The organism is Streptomyces sp. NPDC018045 (genome assembly GCF_044327445.1).
Taxonomy (GTDB): Bacteria; Actinomycetota; Actinomycetes; order Streptomycetales; family Streptomycetaceae; genus Streptomyces.
Genome location: NZ_JBIRFL010000002.1, coordinates 341,433 through 359,849, shown reverse-complemented (window position 1 = coordinate 359,849; position 18,417 = coordinate 341,433). Strand labels below are relative to the sequence as shown.

Annotated in this window: 18 protein-coding genes; 7 read left to right on the top strand and 11 right to left on the bottom strand. The window is 72.0% G+C overall.

The window, feature by feature from the left end; genetic code table 11:
- Positions 1-177 precede the first annotated feature (177 nt).
- From aceB to ACH4EB_RS05500, 3 genes are all read left to right on the top strand, one after another.
- Positions 178-1,806 carry a malate synthase A gene (gene aceB / locus ACH4EB_RS05510; protein WP_398346010.1) on the top strand — a complete coding sequence of 543 codons (1,629 nt, stop codon included), beginning with the start codon at positions 178-180 and terminating at the stop codon, positions 1,804-1,806.
- 103 nt (positions 1,807-1,909) lie between these two features.
- Positions 1,910-2,701, top strand: a complete 792-nt coding sequence (locus ACH4EB_RS05505) for a VOC family protein (protein ID WP_398346008.1) — start codon at positions 1,910-1,912, stop codon at positions 2,699-2,701.
- A gap of 92 nt (positions 2,702-2,793) precedes the next feature.
- A complete protein-coding gene (locus tag ACH4EB_RS05500) occupies positions 2,794-3,060 on the top strand; it encodes an SCO5918 family protein (protein WP_398346007.1) in 267 nt (88 codons plus the stop codon).
- A gap of 28 nt (positions 3,061-3,088) precedes the next feature.
- Here the strand turns inward: ACH4EB_RS05500 and ACH4EB_RS05495 are convergent, their stop codons facing one another.
- From ACH4EB_RS05495 to ACH4EB_RS05485, 3 genes are all read right to left on the bottom strand, one after another.
- Positions 3,089-4,654 carry a YfcC family protein gene (locus ACH4EB_RS05495; protein ID WP_398346430.1) on the bottom strand — a complete coding sequence of 522 codons (1,566 nt, stop codon included), beginning with the start codon at positions 4,652-4,654 and terminating at the stop codon, positions 3,089-3,091.
- An 8-nt stretch (positions 4,655-4,662) separates the two neighbouring features.
- On the bottom strand, positions 4,663-6,024 hold the full coding sequence (locus ACH4EB_RS05490) for a M20/M25/M40 family metallo-hydrolase (protein ID WP_398346429.1): 1,362 nt from the start codon (positions 6,022-6,024) through the stop codon (positions 4,663-4,665).
- A 231-nt stretch (positions 6,025-6,255) separates the two neighbouring features.
- Positions 6,256-7,335: an FAD-dependent monooxygenase gene (locus ACH4EB_RS05485; RefSeq protein WP_398346006.1), complete on the bottom strand. Its 1,080-nt coding sequence runs from the start codon at positions 7,333-7,335 to the stop codon at positions 6,256-6,258.
- A 66-nt stretch (positions 7,336-7,401) separates the two neighbouring features.
- Here ACH4EB_RS05485 and ACH4EB_RS05480 point away from each other — a divergent pair, with 66 nt between their 5' ends.
- The 3 genes from ACH4EB_RS05480 (at position 7,402) to ACH4EB_RS05470 (ending at position 9,888) form a co-directional block, all read left to right on the top strand.
- A complete protein-coding gene (locus ACH4EB_RS05480) occupies positions 7,402-7,995 on the top strand; it encodes a TetR/AcrR family transcriptional regulator (RefSeq protein ID WP_398346005.1) in 594 nt (197 codons plus the stop codon).
- A gap of 66 nt (positions 7,996-8,061) precedes the next feature.
- Positions 8,062-8,895, top strand: coding sequence for a GNAT family N-acetyltransferase (locus ACH4EB_RS05475; protein ID WP_398346004.1), 834 nt, complete (start codon positions 8,062-8,064; stop codon positions 8,893-8,895).
- Positions 8,896-9,021: 126 nt separating this feature from the next.
- The gene (locus ACH4EB_RS05470; protein WP_398346003.1) at positions 9,022-9,888 is read left to right on the top strand and encodes a chitosanase; all 867 of its coding nucleotides are present in this window, start codon (positions 9,022-9,024) and stop codon (positions 9,886-9,888) included.
- 90 nt (positions 9,889-9,978) lie between these two features.
- Here ACH4EB_RS05470 and ACH4EB_RS05465 read toward each other — a convergent pair whose 3' ends face one another.
- The 8 genes from ACH4EB_RS05465 to ACH4EB_RS05430 all read right to left on the bottom strand — a co-directional run bounded on the left by ACH4EB_RS05465 (position 9,979) and on the right by ACH4EB_RS05430 (position 17,368).
- Positions 9,979-11,394 carry a nucleobase:cation symporter-2 family protein gene (locus tag ACH4EB_RS05465; protein ID WP_398346002.1) on the bottom strand — a complete coding sequence of 472 codons (1,416 nt, stop codon included), beginning with the start codon at positions 11,392-11,394 and terminating at the stop codon, positions 9,979-9,981.
- 282 nt (positions 11,395-11,676) lie between these two features.
- Positions 11,677-13,080, bottom strand: coding sequence for an 8-oxoguanine deaminase (locus tag ACH4EB_RS05460; protein ID WP_398346001.1), 1,404 nt, complete (start codon positions 13,078-13,080; stop codon positions 11,677-11,679).
- A 66-nt stretch (positions 13,081-13,146) separates the two neighbouring features.
- Positions 13,147-14,553, bottom strand: coding sequence for a nucleobase:cation symporter-2 family protein (locus tag ACH4EB_RS05455; protein ID WP_398346000.1), 1,407 nt, complete (start codon positions 14,551-14,553; stop codon positions 13,147-13,149).
- Positions 14,554-14,639: 86 nt separating this feature from the next.
- Positions 14,640-15,596: a factor-independent urate hydroxylase gene (pucL, locus tag ACH4EB_RS05450; RefSeq protein ID WP_398345998.1), complete on the bottom strand. Its 957-nt coding sequence runs from the start codon at positions 15,594-15,596 to the stop codon at positions 14,640-14,642.
- Between the two features lie 8 nt (positions 15,597-15,604).
- The gene (gene uraH / locus ACH4EB_RS05445) at positions 15,605-16,021 is read right to left on the bottom strand and encodes a hydroxyisourate hydrolase (RefSeq protein ID WP_398345997.1); all 417 of its coding nucleotides are present in this window, start codon (positions 16,019-16,021) and stop codon (positions 15,605-15,607) included.
- Positions 16,018-16,560, bottom strand: a complete 543-nt coding sequence (gene uraD / locus ACH4EB_RS05440; RefSeq protein ID WP_398345996.1) for a 2-oxo-4-hydroxy-4-carboxy-5-ureidoimidazoline decarboxylase — start codon at positions 16,558-16,560, stop codon at positions 16,018-16,020. The genes uraH and uraD overlap by 4 nt, the downstream gene beginning before the upstream one ends.
- A 170-nt stretch (positions 16,561-16,730) precedes the next feature.
- Entirely contained in the window at positions 16,731-17,111 is a 381-nt protein-coding gene (locus ACH4EB_RS05435) for a helix-turn-helix domain-containing protein (RefSeq protein WP_398345995.1), read from the bottom strand.
- Positions 17,108-17,368 carry a hypothetical protein gene (locus ACH4EB_RS05430; protein WP_398346428.1) on the bottom strand — a complete coding sequence of 87 codons (261 nt, stop codon included), beginning with the start codon at positions 17,366-17,368 and terminating at the stop codon, positions 17,108-17,110. The genes ACH4EB_RS05435 and ACH4EB_RS05430 overlap by 4 nt, the downstream gene beginning before the upstream one ends.
- A gap of 204 nt (positions 17,369-17,572) precedes the next feature.
- Between ACH4EB_RS05430 and ACH4EB_RS05425 the strand changes: the two genes are divergently transcribed.
- A complete protein-coding gene (locus ACH4EB_RS05425; RefSeq protein ID WP_398345994.1) occupies positions 17,573-18,412 on the top strand; it encodes a TIM barrel protein in 840 nt (279 codons plus the stop codon).
- The last annotated feature ends 5 nt before the right edge of the window (positions 18,413-18,417 follow it).

Sequence of the window (18,417 nt, the reverse complement as noted above, 5' to 3'; positions counted from 1 at the left end):
GAGAATCTCGACATCAACAAACCATTGAAGTTCCGCGATAAGGAAACTACTCTCCACTGGTCAGAAGCGCCTTGCATCCCTACGGCGCCCGCCACCGTCGGCTGCGGCCCGCGGCACCCCGTGCCGCGCACCGCCCGGCGGCCGTCCGGGCACCGCCGCTGAATGGAGTGACAGCTCATGTCCGCACCAGCGCCGTCCCCGCTGGCCATCGTCGACGTCGACCCCGGCAAGACCCCCGCCCGGCAGGACGAGATCCTCACGGAGGCCGCGCTGACCTTCGTCGCCGCGCTCCACCGCCGGTTCACCCCGCGCCGCGACGAACTGCTCGCCCGCCGCGACGCGCGCCGCGCCGAGATCGCCCGGACCAGCAGCCTGGACTTCCTGCCGGAGACCGCGCACATCCGCACGGACGAGAGCTGGCGCGTCGCCCCGGCGCCCGCTCCGCTCGACGACCGCCGGGTGGAGATCACCGGCCCCACCGACCGCAAGATGACCATCAACGCGCTCAACTCCGGCGCGAAGGTCTGGCTCGCCGACTTCGAGGACGCGTCCGCCCCCACCTGGGAGAACGTCATCGGCGGCCAGGTGAACCTGATCGACGCCTACGAGCGCCGGATCGACTTCACCGACCCGGGGAGCGGCAAGTCCTACGCCCTCAAGCCCGCCGAGGAGCTGGCGACCGTCGTCGTCCGGCCGCGCGGCTGGCACCTCGACGAGCGGCACCTCCGGCTCGACGGCACGCCCGTACCCGGTGCCCTGGTCGACTTCGGCCTGTACTTCTTCCACAACGCCCAGCGCCTGCTGGACCTCGGCAAGGGCCCGTACTTCTACCTGCCGAAGACCGAGTCCCACCTGGAGGCCCGCCTCTGGAACGAGATCTTCGTCTTCGCGCAGGACTACGTGGGCATCGCGCAGGGCACCATCCGCGCCACCGTCCTCATCGAGACCATCACCGCCGCGTACGAGATGGAGGAGATCCTCTACGAGCTGCGCGAGCACGCCTCGGGTCTGAACGCGGGCCGCTGGGACTACCTGTTCTCCATCGTGAAGAACTTCCGCGACGGCGGCGCCAAGTTCGTGCTGCCGGACCGCAACGCGGTGACCATGACGGCGCCCTTCATGCGCGCGTACACCGAACTCCTCGTCCGCACCTGCCACCGGCGCGGCGCGCACGCGATCGGCGGCATGGCGGCGTTCATCCCCAACCGCCGCGACCCCGAGGCCAACGAGACGGCGCTCGCGAAGGTCCGCGCCGACAAGGACCGCGAGGCCGGTGACGGCTTCGACGGCTCCTGGGTCGCCCACCCCGACCTGGTCCCGGTCGCCCGCGCCTCCTTCGACGCGGTGCTCGGCGACCGGCCGCACCAGAAGGACCGGCTGCGCGAGGACGTCGCGGTCTCGGCCGCCGACCTCATCGCCGTCGACTCGCTGGACGCCAGGCCCACCTACCAGGGCCTGGTGGACGCGGTCCGGGTCGGCACCCGCTACATCGAGGCGTGGCTGCGGGGCCTCGGCGCGGTCGCCATCTTCGGCCTGATGGAGGACGCGGCCACCGCCGAGATCTCCCGGTCGCAGATCTGGCAGTGGGTCGACGCGGGGGTCGTCTTCGAGAACGGCGAGAAGGCCACCGCGGACCTGGTCCGCACGATCGCCGACGCCGAACTGGCCGCCCTCCGCGCGGAGCTCGGCGACGAGGCGTTCGCCGCGGGCAAGTGGCAGCAGGCCCACGACCTGCTGCTGAAGGTCTCCCTGGACACCGACTACGCCGCGTTCCTGACCCTGCCGGCGTACGAGCTGCTGGACTGACCGGCCACCGCACCTGGTACCGGAAGGGCCCGTACACGCCGGATCCCCGGCACGTACGGGCCTTTTCGGTTAGGGTCACCTAACCAACTCGGGGAGGACGTCCATGACCGCCACACAGCCGAACCGCACCCCGGATCTGCGCCCGACGGAAGCACCGCGCTTCGACCATCTGCTGCACTGCGTACCGGACGTGCCCGACGCCGTACGGGACTACACGGCCGCCGGGCTGCCCGCGCACACCAACCCGGTGCACGAGGGCTTCCGGAACGGGGCCTGGCGGCTGGACGACCGGTACGTCGAGATCCTCACCGTCGTCGACCGCGCGGTGTACGCGTCCTCCGCCTTCGGCCGGGCGACGGCCGGATGGCAGCCCCGCATCGACGCGCTCCTGGCGGCCGGCGGCGGCCCGCTGAACTTCGCGGTCCACGTCACCGACACCGCCGCCACCGCCGAGCGGCTGCGCCGCGCGGGCCACGACGTCGAGGTGCACGACTTCTCCTTCCAGGAGGGCCGGGTCACCTTCCGGGAAGCGATCCTGACGGGCCCCGGCGTCCCGCCCTGGGCGCCGTTCTTCCTCACCGTCCACGCCGACCCCGCGCTCCGCCGCGAGCACGAGGCCTCGGGGCGCGTCGACCGCGGCGCCTTCGACCTCGCCGGCCTCCTCGTCGAGACGGCCGACCCGCACGGCGCCGCCGCCTGGCTCGCTGCGCTCACCGGCGTCCCGGTGGACACGGCCGGCACCGTCGTACCGCTGGAAGGCGGCCGGGTGCACTTCACCGCGGGTCCGGCCGACCGCATCACCACGATGCTGCTGACGGGTGACCGGCCGCCGCGTACCGAGATCGCCGGGCTGCGGATACGCGGGGCGGCGGACGGGGACGCTTGGGCACGGTGACCCGGAACCCGGCGGCGATCGGACCACCGTACGGGCGGGTCACATGAGAGGCTGGGGGCCCAGGCTCCATTCCTGCTCACCCTTGTCGAGGCATGATGCGTGTCACCATCGCCGGCGTCTTCTTCTACCTACAGGCGAACGAGGTGGAGCAGAAGATGAGCGCGGTCGAACCGGAGCCCATCCACGGGGAGTCCGTGGTCATCGGCTCCGTCGCCTACCCCGTCAAGCAGGTCGGCCGGATCGTCACCGGCCAGGACCCGCGGGATTTCAGTGCCGGGGAGATGGTGCGGGCACTGGGCCGGCTCGGCTTCACGTGCCGGCCCCGGCCCTCGTCGGCCGAGCCGCCCGCCTTCATGTGACGCGCGGGCCGGCGGCCGGCGCACCCGCTCAGGTCATCGCCGCCCCCAGCCCGACGAACGCGCAGATGAGGACGGCGAGGATGGCCAGCAGGGGCCAGACGAAGCGCAGGTACTTGTCGTAGCCGACCTTCGCCAGGGAGACACCGCCCATGATGACGGCGGTGGTCGGCACCCACAGGTTCATCCAGCCGCTGGCCGCCTGCCAGGCCGTGACGACCACCGCGCGCGAGACGTCCGCGAAGTCGGCCAGCGGCGCCAGGATCGGCATGGCGAGGGTGGCGTGGCCGGACGTGGAGGGGATGAGGAAGGCCAGCGGCAGGTTGACGACGAAGACCATGATGCCGAACAGTGCGGAGGGGGTGCCGGAGACGGCGCCCTCGACGGCGTGCAGCACGGTGTCCGTGATCTTCGCATTGTTCATGATCGTCGTGACCCCGCGGGCCAGCACGATCACCAGGGCCGGCGAGACGAACTCGGCGACGCCCTGTACGAAGGTCGAGCTGAGCCGCTGCTCGCCCATCCGCGCGATGAGCCCGACGAGGATCGAGGCGGTGACGAACAGCGCGGCGAGCTGGGGAAAGGACCAGCCGAGTTCGAAGGCGTACGGCGCGGCGTCGGCGTCCCCGGTGAGCGCCCCGGACCACGGGATCACCGAGAAGATCATGAAGGCGAACACCAGCGCCACGGTGACCAGCACGGCCTTGTGCAGCCCGGTCAGCGGCGGCGGCTCCGCCGCGTCGTCGGCGGCCCGCGCCCGGTCCCGGTCACCGGGCAGGAAGCCGACGAGGGAGCGGTCCGGGTCGGCCCGTACGCGCCGCGCGTAGCGCACCACGTACCCGATGGTGACGCCGGTCAGCACCAGCCACATCACCACCCTTAGCCCGATGCCGTCGCCCAGCGAGATGCCGGCGGCGGAGGAGGCGACGCCGGTGGCGAAGGGGTTGACGGTGGAGCACAGGACGCCGATACCGGCGCCCAGGATGATCGTCGCGGTGGCCACCATGCGGTCGTACCCGAGCGCCAGCATCAGCGGGACGACCAGGCCGTAGAAGCCGAGCGTCTCCTCGGCGAAGCCCTCGACCGTGCCGAGCAGCGAGAAGACCGCCATCACGCCGACGATCAGCAGGGCACCACGGTCGCGGAGGCGGTGGGCCAGCCGGCCGATGCCGCGGTCCAGCGCTCCGGTGGAGAAGACCACCGTGATGAACGCGCCGATGGCCAGCACGAACAGGAACACGCCCGCGCTGCCGTACAGTTCGCCCACCAGCGTCGGGCCGACCTGTCCGGTCTTGGCGTCCTGCACGCCGTACAGGCCGTTGACCGGTGACAGGAACAGGTCGTTGAGGCGGTCGGTGAAGGACTGCCCGGAAGGCGTGCGGTGGTAGGTGCCCTGGAGCGGGGTGCCCTCGCCGTCGCGGTCGTAGGCGCCGGAGGGGATGAAGAAGGCCAGCACCCAGACCGCGAGGGTCACCACGACCAGGACGGTCAGGGCGCTGGGGAAGGTGAACCCGCGCCGGGGGCGCTCCGGGCCGCGGTCGTCCTCCGTGCCGGTGGCCTGGGGCTGCTCGGCGGGCCGGGGGCCCTCGTCGGGCATCGGGGCGCTCACGCGGCGGCTCCGGTACGGAACGCGGCGGCGTACTCACGCAGGAAGACGGCCTCCGCCAGGACCGCGCCGCGCAGTTCCGAGAGCAGCACCCGTTCGTCGGGCGCGTGCAGATTGCACTGCTTGTCCTCGGCGCCGAAGATCAGCACCTCGGCTCCGGGGGCGGCCCGCGCGAGGCCGTTGACGAGCGGGATGGAGCCGCCGCCCGCGGCGTGCACGGGCTCGGCGCCCCACGCGCGGCGCAGCGCGGCCTCGGCGGCGCGATAGGCGGGGCCGCCGGTGCGGGCCTCGAAGCCGGCGCCCGCGTCGCCGGGCGTCACGGTCAGCGGGATGCCGAACGGGCGCAGCCGCTCCAGATGCCGTACGAGCGCGTCGAGGGCCTCCTGCGGGTCCTGGCGTGGGTGGCAGCGCAGGTTGAGCTTGGCGCGGGCGTACGGCACGACGGCCGAGGCGGCGTGGTCCACCGAGGGGGCGTCCAGGCCCATGACGGTGACGGCCGGGCCGCTCCACAGGCGTTCGCCCAGGCTGCCCGAGCCGAGGAGCGGCAGGCCCGCCCGCACACCGGCCAGGTCGCGGAACTCCGGTTCGGTGAGGGCGGTGCCGGTCCACGGTTCGCGGCGCAGCCCTTCGACGGCGACGTCGCCGTGCACGTCGTGCAGGGTGGCGAGGGCGTTGAGCAGGGCGAGCAGCGCGTCCGGGGCGGCGCCGCCGTACTCGCCGCTGTGCACGGCCTCGTCGAGCGTGCGCACCTCGACGGTGAGTTCGGCGGCGCCGCGCAGGCCGGTGACGAGGGTGGGGGTACCGGCGCGGAGGTTGCCCGCGTCGGCGATGACCATCGCGTCGCAGGCGAACCGCCCGGGGTCGGTGGGCGGATAGTCGTCGAAGGCGCTGCCGTACTCCTCCTGCCCCTCGAAGAGGATCTTGATGCCGACCGGGGGCCGGCCGCCGTGGGCGCGCAGCGCGCCGAGGTGGACGAGGAGGTTCGCCTTGCAGTCGGCGATGCCGCGGGCCCGGATGGCCGGGCCGCCGTGCGGGTCGACGAAGTCGGTGGGCTCGAAGGGCGGGGACGTCCACAGCCGGAGGTCGCCCGCGGGCTGGACGTCGTAGTGGCCGTACAGGAGGACGGTGGGGGCGTCCGGGGTGGGGGGCGCAAGGGTGCCCGTGATGACCGGGGCGGTGCCGGGGAGGTCGAGCCGGCCGAGGTCGGTGACGCCGGCGGCGCGCAGCAGGGTGCGGAGTTCGTCGTGCGCCGCCAGGACCGGCTCGGGCGGGTGGCCGGGGAAGGCGACCGAGGGGATGGCCGCGAGCCGCTTGAGGTCGTCGCACAGGCCGGGCATCAGGCCGTCGACGACGGCTTCCAGGTCGTCGGCGGCCGGCGGAGCGGGGTCCGCGGCCGCGCCCGGGGGTGCCGTGCCGGGCGGGGGCCCGGCGCTCCGCGGGGGCTCGGTGTCCGGCTGCCGGGCGTGCGGGTGCTGGGCGTTCGGGTCCACCGCGGAACCCCTCTCCGTGGCGTCGGGCGCTCACTTGACTGACTTTCAGGTCCAATGCAGCATATCGGGCAAATCGCCTACGCCCTCGGCATGCGCCGCCCCTCAGGCCGGCGGTCCGCCCAGAGTCAGCGCCGCCCGCATCGCCGCGTTCCGCAGGCCCGTGAACCGTCGCACGTGCGCCATCCGGCTCATCAACCGCGCCGTGCGCGCCAGCCGCTGGGTCACGGAACGCCGTTCATGATCATACGTACGGAGGGCCGCCGCCACGTCGGGCGACCCCCGCAGGGCCCGCGCCAACTCCACGGCGTCGGCCAGCGCTTCACAGGCGCCGCGCCCCAGGTCGGGCGTCATGGCATGGGCGGCGTCCCCGATGAGCGCGGTGCACCCTTCGACGTACGAGGGCAGCGGCGGATCGAGGTGGTACAGGTCCAGGCGCAGCACGCCGGACTCGTCCAGCCGCTCCAGTACGTGCCGTACGCCGGCGTGCCAGTGCCCGAAGCGGGAGCGCAGCGCGTCGGCCTCCCGGCCCGGCTCGCGCTGCCCCTCCGGGACGACCGCGCAGGCGAACCAGTTGGTGCGCCCGCCGGTGGTGGGCGTGACGCCGAACCGGAGCCCTTCGCCCCAGGTCTCGGTGACGGCGCCGGTGTCACCGTCGACCGTGCCGCGCCAGGAGGACGCCCCGGCGTAACGGGCCCGGTGGCGCGGGCCGAACAGGGCCGTGCGGGCGGCACTGTTGAGGCCGTCCGCCGCGATCACCACGTCGTAGGCGCCGTCCAGCGCCCGGATGTCGTCGACCGGGCGGCCGAAGGCGACCGAACCCTCGCCGCCGGCCGCCTCGTACAGGAGCCCCAGCAGTTCGGGGCGGGAGATCAGGCGGACCACGTCGCCGGTGCGCCGCTGGAGGGCGGCGACGTCGAGGGTGGCGATCCGGCCGCCGTCGGGGCGCAGGAAGGCGCCGGCGGCCTGCGGCCGGCTCCGGTCCCGCACCTGTTCCCCGAGGCCGAGGGCGTCCAGCGCGGCCAGCGCGCCGGGCCACAGCCCGAGGGCGGTACCGGCCGCGGGGAGGCGGCGGGCACGCTCGAAGACATCGACCGACCAGCCGCCCTGGCGCAGGTGAAGGGCGGCGGCGAGGCCGCCGATCCCGCCGCCGACGACGGCTGCCGTGCGTGAAGTCAGCTCCATGCCCCAGCACGCTACTATGTTTATAGTGAATCGGCACTACAAACATAGTAGAGAGAGGTGCGCGGGGTGGCACGACGGCGGGACCAGGTGCTGGACGCGGCGATCGAGGTGCTGGGCACCGAAGGGCCGCGCCGGCTGACCTACCAGGCGGTGGACGCCGCGGCAGGGGTGCCGTCGGGCACCACCTCCAACTACTTCCGCAACCGCGCCGCCCTGATCGACGGCATCGTCGGCCACCTGGAAGCACTGGAGCGCCGCGACTGGGAGGAGTTCGCCCGGCAGGCCGCCCCGTCCGACGTACCCGGACTCGCGGCCGCCGTGACGCGGTTCCTGCTGCTCGCGACCGGCCCCGAGCGCGCCAGGACCGCCGCCCGCTACGCCCTCTGCCTGGAAGCCTCGGCCCGGCCCGAGCTGCGCCCCGCGCTCACCCGGGGGCGCGCGGCCGTCGTCGGCTGGGGCACGGAGTGGATGCGGCGCTTCGGGTCACCGGCCCCGCGGCGGCACTGCGAAATCCTCTTCGACTACCTCGACGGCGTCGCCTTCCACCAACTCTCCTTCCCCGCCGAGACCTTCGAGCCGGGCCCGGGCATCAGGGAGCTGCTCACCGGACTGCTCGGCACCCCGGCGGAGCCCCCCACGGAGTCCCCCGCGACGCCCTGAGCCGACGCGCCGGGCCACGGCCGAAATCGATGGCCACGGACCGCGGCCTGTGGTGGAGTGACGCCGGTGACCACACACGACACCGAGCGAGCACGCGCCGCCGCCTACCGCGCGGCCTACGACGAGCAGATGCGGGAGCGCGGCTGCACACCGGACACCGAGCGGGTCGGCCCCGTACTGCGCACGACCTTCCCCGCGCGGGGCGGCCTGATCCTCTACCGTGACCTCGGCGGACTCGACGGGGCGGAGCTGGACGCCTTCATCGCCGCCCAGCGCGACCACTTCGCCGCCCGCGGCCTGCCGGTCGAGTGGAAGTACCACGGCCACGACCTGCCCGCCGACCTGCCGGACCGGCTGGCCGCGGCCGGTTTCGTGCCGGATGAGCAGGAGACGGTCGTCATCGGCGAGACGGCGGAGATCGCCGGTCCGCCCGGCGCGGCGCCGCTCCCCGAAGGCGTACGGCTGCGGGAGGTCACCGAGCGCGCCGACTTCGAGCGCATCGGGGAACTGGCCGCGACCGTCTGGGCCGACGACCGGAGCTGGCTGGCGCCGGCCCTGGAGGAGTGGACGGCGGGGCGCGACGGCGACGCGTGCACGGTAACGGTGGCGGAGTCGCTGGCCGGTGAGGTGGTCTCGGCGGCGTGGGTGCGCTTCCACCGGGGTACGGCGTTCGCCTCCCTGTGGGGCGGCTCGACGCTGCCCAACTGGCGCGGCAAGGGCGTCTATCGCGCCCTGGTCGCCCACCGGGCGGCGCTGGCCGTGGCGCGCGGGTTCCGCTACGTGCAGGTCGACGCGCTGGAGACGAGCCGCCCCATCCTCAACCGGCTGGGCCTGGTCAGCGCGGCCACGACGGTTCCGTACACATGGCAGCCGCCGACCGAGGCGGACAAACCTGTCTGATACGCCGCTGATTGGCGGGATCTGGCCGGTGACGGCCCTCTCCGCAGTCTGATAGGAAAGCTTCCTAACGATTGGGATCCCTCACCGCACCCCGGCCACCCGGCCCGCTCCCCCTGGAGGACAACCATGCGTGCCCGATCCATAGGCAAGGCCATCCGCAAGCCCGCCACCGGCCTGACCCTCGGTCTGGTCCTGCTCGCCGTGCCGGCGACCGCCGTCGCCGGCACGGCGGTCGCCGCCACCGGCCAGGCGCCCGCCGCGGCCCACGTCGCGGCCAAGGCCGCGGCCGGACTGGACGACCCGGCGAAGAAGGAGATCGCCATGCAGTTGGTCTCCAGCGCCGAGAACTCCTCGCTGGAGTGGAAGAAGCAGTACAAGTACATCGAGGACATCAAGGACGGCCGCGGCTACACCGCCGGCATCATCGGCTTCTGTTCCGGTACGGGCGACATGCTGGACCTCGTCGAGCTGTACACCAAGCGCAAGCCCGGCAACATCCTCGCGAAGTACCTGCCCGCGCTGCGCAAGGTCAACGGCAGCGACTCGCACGCGGGCCTGGACCCGAATTACAAGAAGGACTGGGAGAAGGCCGCCCAGGACCCCGCCTTCCAGCAGGCGCAGAACGACGAGCGGGACCGGGTCTACTTCAACCCGGCGGTCAAGCAGGGCAAAGCCGACAAGATCGGTGTGCTGGGCCAGTTCGCGTACTACGACGCGATCGTCATGCACGGTGACGGCAGCGACAAGACCAGCTTCTCCGGCATCCGCAAGCGCGCCATGGCCCAGGCCAAAACGCCCGCCCAGGGCGGCGACGAGAAGTCGTACCTCAACGCCTTCCTGGACGCCCGGGTGTGGGCGATGAAGCAGGAGGAGGCGCACAGCGACACCAGCCGCGTGGACACCGCGCAGCGCGTCTTCCTCAAGAAGGGCAACCTGAACCTGAACCCGCCGCTGGACTGGAAGGTGTACGGGGACTCGTACCACATCGGCTGAGCGGCGCGGCGGCCCGTACCGTACCGGAGACCCGGTACGGTACGGGCCGCCCGGCCGTCCGGACGCGCCCGCCCGGCCCCGTACGGCGGGTCAGTGCGCCGGAGCCGTCCGCGGGTCCGGCGCCCCGCACTCCGGCTGCTGCGGGATCACTTCCAGCGGCGGTTGGCCGCGCCGCTTGCCGAAGTGGTTGAAGGCCAGGTTGAGCACGATGGCGACGAGGCAGCCGGTGCTGATGCCGGAGTCCAGGACGACCAGCATGTCCTTGGGGAAGTCGTGGTAGAACCGCGGCGCCGCGATCGGTATCAGGCCGATGCCGACCGAGGCCGCGACGATCAGCGCGTTCTCGCCCTTGTCCATCGCGGCCGTGGCCAGGGTCTGGATGCCGCTGGCGGCGACCGAACCGAACAGCACGATGCCCGCGCCGCCCAGCACCGGCAGCGGCACCAGGGATATCACCGAGGCGGCGACCGGGCACAGGCCCAGCACGATCAGGATCAGACCGCCGGTGGCGACGACGAACCGGCTGCGCACCCCCGTCATCGCGACCAGGCCGATGTTCTGCGCGAACGCGCTGTTGGCGAAGCCGTTGAAGAGCGGGCTGAGGGCGGTGCCGAGGGTGTCGGCGCGCAGGCCGCCCTCGATGGTGCGCTCGTCGGCGGGCCGGTCCACGATCTTGCCCAGGGCGAGCATGTCGGCGGTGGACTCGGTCATGCAGACCAGCATGACGATGCACATCGAGACGATCGCCGCGACGTCGAACTGCGGTGCGCCGAAGTGGAACGGCGTCGGGAAGCCGACGGCGTCCGCCTCGGTGATCGCCCCGAAGTCGGTGATGCCGACGGGTATCGCGATCAGCGTGCCGGCGACCAGGCCGAGCAGGATGGATATCTGCTGGAGGAAGCCGCGCAGCACCCGGCGCAGCACCAGTACGATGCCGAAGGTGAGCGCCGCCATGCCGATGTTGGTCAGCGAACCGTAGTCATGGGCCTCGGCGTTGCCGCCCTGCGACCAGTTGAAGGCGACGGGCAGCAGGGACACCCCGATCAGGGTGATGACGGTGCCGGTGACGACCGGCGGGAAGAACCGCACCAGTTTGGAGAAGTACGGGGCGACGAGGAAGCCGAGGACACCGGCGACGATCACCGCGCCGAAGATCACGGGCAGCGCGTCGCCGGGGCTCTGCGCCTTGCCGACGGCGACCATCGGGGTGACGCCGGCGAACGAGACACCGTTGACGAACGGCAGCTTGGCGCCGATCTTCCAGATGCCGAGGGTCTGCAACAGGGTGGCGATGCCCGCGGTGAAGAGGCTGGCGCCCATCAGGAAGGCGGTCTCGGCGGGGCTGAGCCCGCAGGCCGGGCCGACGATCATCGGCGGGGCCACCACACCCGCGTACATCGCGGCCACGTGCTGCAGACCGCTGGTGAACATCTTGACGGGCGGGAGGGTCTCGTCGACCGGGTGTTTCCGGTCGCCCTGCGGCGTCCGCCCTGGAGTTGCGGCCACTGCGGGCCTCCTTCGATTTCTGCGCCGCGAGGGGGCGGCGGCGCGAGGCTGTCACGGAGGGCATGCGTCGGTGCGGTGGTGCAGCGGACCGCGCTCGTGGCGCGTCGAAAGACATGACGGGTCGTCATTTGTCGGGTCGGGTACGGCGATACCGGCCCGGGGGGCACGAAGAGGACCTCCGTGCCCCCCGGGTTGCGGCGCTTGTGGGTCCCGCTCGGATCCACAAGCCCCCGGCCGGGGCCGTCCCCCCGGCCGAGTTCTCGGGTCGCCGCCGGGCGGGGATCAGCCCTCGGCGGCGATACGGGCCAGGCGCTGGGCCTCGGCCCGCGCGGTGCGGGCGACGGCGTCCTCGTCGACGTTGGTCAGCCGGCCGTCCTCGACCACCGGCGCGCCGCCGACCAGGGACAGCGTGACCGGCGCCGCGGCGCCGAAGACCAGGGCGGTCACCGGGTCGGCGATGGTGGAGTGGGCCAGGCCGTCCAGCTTCCACAGCACCAGGTCGGCCAGCTTGCCGGCCTCCAGGGAGCCGATCTCGGCCGTCCGGCCCAGCACCTGGGCCCCGCCATAGGTGCCCAGGCGCAGCGCCTTGCGGGCGTCGAGGGCGGCTTCCCGGTGGGCGCCGAGCCGGTTGATCAGCAGGGCGTTGCGCAGTTCGGTGTGGAGTTCACCGCTCTCGTTGGAGGCGGTGCCGTCCACCCCGAGGCCGACCGGTACGCCCGCCGCGAGCATGTCGGGGACGCGGGCGATGCCGGCGGCGAGCCGCGCGTTGGAGGACGGGCAGTGTGCCACGCCGGTCCGCGTCCGGGCGAAGGCGGCGATGTCGGCGTCGTTCATGTGGACGCAGTGCGCCATCCACACGTCCTCGCCGAGCCAGCCGGTGGACGCGAAGTAGTCGGTCGGGCCCATGCCGAACAGCTCGTGGCAGAACTGCTCCTCCTCGACCGTCTCCGAACCGTGGGTGTGCATCCGCACACCCTTGCGGCGGGCCAGCTCGGCGCCCTGCCGCAGCAGTTCGGTGGATATGGAGAACGGGGAGCAGGGGGCCACGGCGATGTGCACCATCGAGCCGAAGGACGCGTCGTGGTGGGTGTCGATGGCCTCTTCCGTGGCCTTCAGCGCGCCCTCGGTGGTCTCGACGGCGAAGTCCGGCGGCAGCCCGCCGTCCTTGACGCTGCGGTCCATCGAGCCGCGGGCCAGGGTGATGCGGGCGCCGATCTCCCGGACGGCGGCCAGTTCGGCGCCGACCAGGTCGCCGGAGCCCTGCGGGAAGACGTAGTGGTGGTCGGAGGCGGTGGTGACGCCGCCCTTGACCATCATGGCCAGCGACCCCTGGGTGGCGGCGGCGAGCATCGGCGCGTCGATGCGGGCCCAGGTCGGATAGAGGGCCACCAGCCAGTCGAAGAGGTTGTGGTCGGTGGCCAGGCCGCGGGTGAGCCACTGGTAGAAGTGGTGGTGGGTGTTGACCAGGCCGGGGGTGACGAGGTGGCCCGTACCGTCGATCCGGCGGACGACGTTCGCCAGGCCGGCGGGGGCCCGGCCCGCGCCCACCGATTCGATGCGGTTGCCGGCGACGACGACATGGCCCGAGGCGTACTCGGTGTCGTGGGCGTCGACGGTCGCGATGGCGCAGTTCTCGATGACGACGCGCCGCGGCATCGCGCTGTCAGGGGCTGCCGGTGCTGCCATGGTGCTTCTCCAAAGATCTACCTGGGGTCCCCCTGCCCGGGAGCACGGGGAGGGCACGGCAGGGCCCTACGGGATTTGAGTGCCGGAGCCGGGCGAGGCGGCTGACAGTACCGCTGCCCCCTTGGTGCTCCGGGTGCCGAGATGGTGGAAGAACAGGTTGAGCAGGACCGCGACGAGCGCTCCGGCGCTGATGCCGGAGCCGAGCACGGTCTGTGCCCAGGCGGGGAAGTCCTCGTAGAACGTCGGTGCGGCGAGCGGGATGATGCCCGCGCCCAGCGACACGGCCACCAGGATGATGTTGGAGCTGTCGTCGAGGCCGGCCTCGGCGAGCGTACGGATGCCGCTGACCGCGATCGAGCCGAACAGGACGATGCCGGCGCCGCCGAGGACGGGCATCGGCACGAGGTTGACCACCGCGCCGAGGACCGGGAAGGCGCCGAGGACCAGCAGGGTGGCGCCGGCCACGGCGACGACGTAGCGGCTGCGCACCCGGGTCAGCGAGACGACCCCGACGTTCTGCGCGAAGGCGCTGGTGGGAAAGCCGCCGAAGACCGGTCCGAGGAGGGTGGCGAGGCCGTCGGTGCGCAGGCCGCGGGTGATGGTCCGCCCGGTCGTGGGCCGTTCGCAGATCTCGCCGACGGCGAGCATCCCGGCCGCGGACTCGGTCATCAGGACCAGCATCACGATGCACAGGGACAGGACGGCGGCGGGCTGGAACTCCGGCGGGCCGAAGGCGAAGGGGGTGGGCAGCGCGGCGACGGGTGCCGTGCGCAGCGAGTCGAAGCTCGCCATGCCGAACGGGACGGCGGCGAGGGTGCCGGCGGCCAGGCCCAACAGGAGGGCGATCTGCTTGACGAAGCCGCGGGTGAAGCGCTGGATCAGCAGGATGACCACGAGGGTGAAGGCGGCCAGCGCCAGGTACTTCATGGCGCCGAAGTCGGCAGCTTCCTTGTCGCCGCCCTGGGCCCAGCCGACCGGTACGGGCATCAGGGTGACGCCGATGAGCGCGATGACGACGCCGGTGACCAGCGGCGGGAAGAAGCGCAGCAGTCTGCCGAAGAACGGGCCGACGGCCAGGCAGAAGGCACCGGCGATCATCACCGCCCCGTATATGGCGGGGAGTTGGTGCCCTCTGGCGGTGGTCTCGGCGATGGCCAGCATCGGTGTGATGCCGGCCGAGGAGGCGGCGTTGACGAACGGCAGCCGGTTGCCGGCGAACCGGCCGGCACCGAGGGTCTGCAGGAGGGTCGCGAGACCGGCGATCAGCAGGCTGGCGGCGATCAACCGGGTGCGGCCCGGGGTGTCCAGGCCGGTGGCCTGGCCGATGATGAGCGGAGGGGTGACGACGCCGGCGTACATGGCGGCGATGTGCTGCAGGGCGGCGGGGACGAGCCGCTTGGGGGCCGGCTTCTCGTCCACCGGGTGGACCGGTGGGACGGGGTGTTTCTCAACGTGCGGTGGCTGTGCGGCCATGGGTCGCGTTCCCCTCAGGAGGCGCGGGCCCCTCCCCGCTGCGGGACGGGGAGGGACGGCGAGGCACGGCGCTGCGTCGGGAGCCGTCAGAGGTTGGTCAGATCCGTCGGGATCTCGGCTTCGACACCGTCGCGCAGGACAGTGGCTTCTATCAGGCCGTACGGGCGGTCCGCCGCGTAGTAGACGGCGCTGTCGGCGGTATCGTTCTTCAGGCCGAAGGGCTCCAGGTCCACGAGGAAGTGGTGCTTGTTCGGCAGCGAGAACCGCACCTCGTCGATCTCCGCGCGGTGGGTGATGATCCGCGAGCCCATCTGGTACAGGGTCTGCTGGAGCGAGAGGCTGTAGGTCTCCGCGAAAGCGTCCAGCAGGTGCTTCCTGACCTGGGCGTAGGACCGCTCCCAGTTGGGCATCCGCTGGTCGTCGTCGGTCCAGTTGAACCGCCAGCGGCCGGAGACCTCGGTGGCCAGGACGCGGTCGTAGGCCTCCTTGAGCGTCGTGTACCTGTCCTTGATGTAGCCCCAGAACTCGGAGTTGGTGGAGTTCATCACGACGAGGTCCTTCAGGCCGGAGACGACCTGCCAGCGCTCACCGTCGTAGGTGATCTGGGTCAGCCGGGTCTCCTGACCCTTGCGGACGAAGGAGTGCTTGACCTCGTCGGCGCCGATGAACTTCGCGTGGGCCTCGGGGGTCTCGATGCGCTCCCAGGCGTACTCCTCGATGCGGATCCGGGCCCGGTGGATCGGCTCCTGGCTGGTGACGAAGTGCCGGGCCAGATGGATGCCGAACTGCTCGGCCGACTCGATGCCGTGTTCCTTGGCGAAGGCGAACACGGTGTTCTTCGTCGTGTCGGTGGGCAGGCAGTGGGCGTTGGAGCCGGAGAGGTGGACCTCTTCGAGGTCGCCGGAGAGCGCGACCGAGACGTTGAGGTCCTTGATGTGGTGGGTGTCGCCGTCCCGGGTGATCCGGACGACACGGTTTTCCGCCTTGCCGTACTGGTTCTGGCCGAGAATCGCCGGGCGGGCCGGGCGGGAGGAATGGGTCATGGTCGGTGCTAGCTCCCTCGGTATACGGAGTAGCCGAACGGGTTGAGCAGCAGCGGTACGTGGTAGTGCTCACCCGGCTTGACGGCAAAGGTGATCGCCACTTCCGGGAAGAAAGCTCCGCTGTCCCTTGCGCGGGGGGCGTCCTGCTGTTCCTCGGCTTGCTGGTCGGCCGTTGCGGCCTTGCTGGCGAGATACGCCTCGGTCGCGAAGTCCAGGCGTACGTGGGTGGTGTCCGCCGGCAGGGCCGGCAGGTCCTTGCAGCGCCCGTCCGCATCGGTCCTGGAGGCGCCGTGGGCGATCCAGGCGGCGTCGCCAGCGGAGCGCACCGAGAGCGTGAGGGCGACGCCCTCCGCGGGGCGGCCCACGCTGGTGTCCAGGATGTGCGTGGACACCGAGGTCTCGTGCCGGGCCGTCTCGCTGCTCATGGTCGTGCTCCTTCTGCGGCGTCCGCCGGGTCCGCCGGGTCCTCGACGAGGCGGCCCAGCCTGATGCGGTTGATCTTGCCCAGTTCGGTACGGACCATCTCGCGTTCGTGTTCCGGCGTGTTGTCGAGCCGGTTACGGGCGGCGTCGCGCATCTGCTCACCGGTCCGGCCGGTGGCGCAGATCAGGAAGACATGTCCGAACTTCTCCTGGTAGGCGAGGTTCAGTTCGAGCATCTCCGCCTTGAGGTCCGCGTCGGCGTCGGACATGCCCCGCTGTTCGCGCGAGGAGGTCGCGTCCCCCGGCGTCGGCCGGCCGATGGGCGGGTGACCGGCCATCGCCTCGGCCAGATCCGCCGCGGTCAGCTCGGCCATGGCGGCGTCGCTGGCGGCGAACAGGGCGTCGGTGGTGGCGTACGGGCGCCGGGCGAGGATCCGGTTTCCCCATGTTTCGCTGGCGCACGCCTCGCGCAGTGCGGCCCGGGCCGCGCTGTCGTCCTGGGCGTTGAACCGGGCGAGACCCGGCGTCGGATTCGAAGACACGGGAAGCCTCCGTGGCCTGGTGCTGTACGGGCTCTGCTTGGCTGGAAACAGCTAAGACCTCCGGCAACATCACGTCAACACTTTGTTGAAAACTCGGCAACAAGAAAGCCGCCGTCCGGTTCGCCCGGACGGCGGCATGTACGCGTACGGCCCCACTGCCCCGTCTTGCGTCAGTCGGTGCCCTTCGCGGCGTTGTCCCTGTTCAGGTAGTTGTAAACGGTGAAGCGACTGACGCCGAGCGCACCGGCGACCGTCTCGACCCCGTGGCGCACGGAGAACGCGCCGCGCGCCTCCAGCACCCGCACCACCGACTGCTTGGTCCGGCGGTCCAGTTCACTGAGCGGCATCCCGTGCCGGCGCCGGAGCTCGGCGAGGAGGTGATCCAGCGACTCGGCCAGGTGCGGCAGCCGTACGGCCACCCGGTCCCGCCCCTCCCAGGACAGCACCACATCGTCACCCTGCGCCTGCTCCGGCGCAACCATCTCCGCGCCCATGGCGTCCACCAGTGGCTTCACCGCCTGGACGAACGGGTGGTCGGCGGGCTCGGTCACGTGGCGTCCTCCCCGGCCGGCGCGATCACGTTGACCTGGAGGGAGACACGGGTGGCGCCGGCCTCCAGGGACTTGCGCAGCAGCGCGTCCACCGCGGAGAGCACCTGCTCGCCCTCCCCCTCGGCGGTGTTGCCGAACGGGCCGACGTCGACGGCGTCCAGCCCGGCGCCGGTGATGATCTCGCGCCCCACGACCGCGTGGGCGGGCGCTTCGTCCAGATCGAACGGTTCCGTCGTGAATTCCACTCGCAATCGCACCATGCCCCCAAACTAGCGCCGCCGGACGGCGCCCCGCCCCGGCCCCCGGAACCGCCCGCGCCCGCCCCGCGCGCAGCGGGCGCCATCCGGTGCCGTGACCCCGCCCCCCGACGGTCCCGGCCTCTTGACAGGTCACGAGATCCGCAGGCAATGTTCCAATAAGCAGAAATAAAGTTCCGCAATACGGAAGGGCCCTCACCCCTCATGGGTTTCTCGGACGCGCGTTTCAACGTCAACCTGTCGATCCTGTTCACCGAGCTGCCACTGCTGGACCGCCCGGCGGCCGCCGCGGCCGCCGGCTTCGGCGCGGTGGAGCTGTGGTGGCCCTGGGTGCAGGCCCCGGTCCCCGAACAGCGGGAGCTGGACGCGCTGCGCGACGCCCTGCGCGCCGCGGGCACCCGACTGGTCGGGCTGAACTTCTACGCCGGACAGCTTCCCGGCCCCGACCGCGGCGCCCTGTCCCTGCCCGGCGAGGAATCCGAGCGCTTCCGCGCCAACGTGGACGTGGCCGCCGACTTCGCACAGTCGCTGGGCTGCACCGCGCTCAACGCCCTGTACGGCAACCGCGTCGAGGGCGTGGACCCGGCGGCCCAGGACGCGCTGGCGCTGGAGAACCTCACCCTGGCCGCCCGCGCCGCGCACCGCGTCGGCGCCACCTTGCTCATCGAGGCGCTCAACGCGCCCGAGTCGCCCAGGTGCCCGATCGTCTCGGCCCCCAAGGCCATCGAGGTCGTCGACGCGGTCAACGCCGCCACCGGCCTGGACAACGCCAGGTTCCTGATGGACCTCTACCACCTGTCGATGAACGGCGAGGATTTGCCCGAGGTCATCGACCGCTACACCGCCAGGACCGGCCACGTCCAGATCGCCGACAACCCCGGCCGCGGCGCCCCCGGCACCGGCACCCTGCCCCTCGAAGACCTCCTGGACCGGCTCCACAAGAACGGCTACCGCGGCTGGACCGGCCTGGAGTACAAGCCCGGCGACACCCCCAGCGCCCAGTCCTTCGCCTGGCTGCCGCGCCCCCTGCGCACTGCGCGCTGACCCCG

Bases quoted from the DNA above. Each gene is read 5' to 3' on its own strand.
- ACH4EB_RS05505 (WP_398346008.1), top strand. From the start codon at position 1,910: ATGACCGCCACACAGCCGAACCGCACCCCGGATCTGCGCCCGACGGAA.
- ACH4EB_RS05470 (WP_398346003.1), top strand. From the start codon at position 9,022: ATGCGTGCCCGATCCATAGGCAAGGCCATCCGCAAGCCCGCCACCGGC.
- ACH4EB_RS05460 (WP_398346001.1), bottom strand. From the start codon at position 13,080: ATGGCAGCACCGGCAGCCCCTGACAGCGCGATGCCGCGGCGCGTCGTC.
- ACH4EB_RS05495 (WP_398346430.1), bottom strand. From the start codon at position 4,654: ATGCCCGACGAGGGCCCCCGGCCCGCCGAGCAGCCCCAGGCCACCGGC.
- ACH4EB_RS05455 (WP_398346000.1), bottom strand. From the start codon at position 14,553: ATGGCCGCACAGCCACCGCACGTTGAGAAACACCCCGTCCCACCGGTC.
- ACH4EB_RS05425 (WP_398345994.1), top strand. From the start codon at position 17,573: ATGGGTTTCTCGGACGCGCGTTTCAACGTCAACCTGTCGATCCTGTTC.
- aceB (WP_398346010.1), top strand. From the start codon at position 178: ATGTCCGCACCAGCGCCGTCCCCGCTGGCCATCGTCGACGTCGACCCC.
- ACH4EB_RS05485 (WP_398346006.1), bottom strand. From the start codon at position 7,335: ATGGAGCTGACTTCACGCACGGCAGCCGTCGTCGGCGGCGGGATCGGC.
- uraH (WP_398345997.1), bottom strand. From the start codon at position 16,021: ATGAGCAGCGAGACGGCCCGGCACGAGACCTCGGTGTCCACGCACATC.
- ACH4EB_RS05500 (WP_398346007.1), top strand. From the start codon at position 2,794: ATGATGCGTGTCACCATCGCCGGCGTCTTCTTCTACCTACAGGCGAAC.
- pucL (WP_398345998.1), bottom strand. From the start codon at position 15,596: ATGACCCATTCCTCCCGCCCGGCCCGCCCGGCGATTCTCGGCCAGAAC.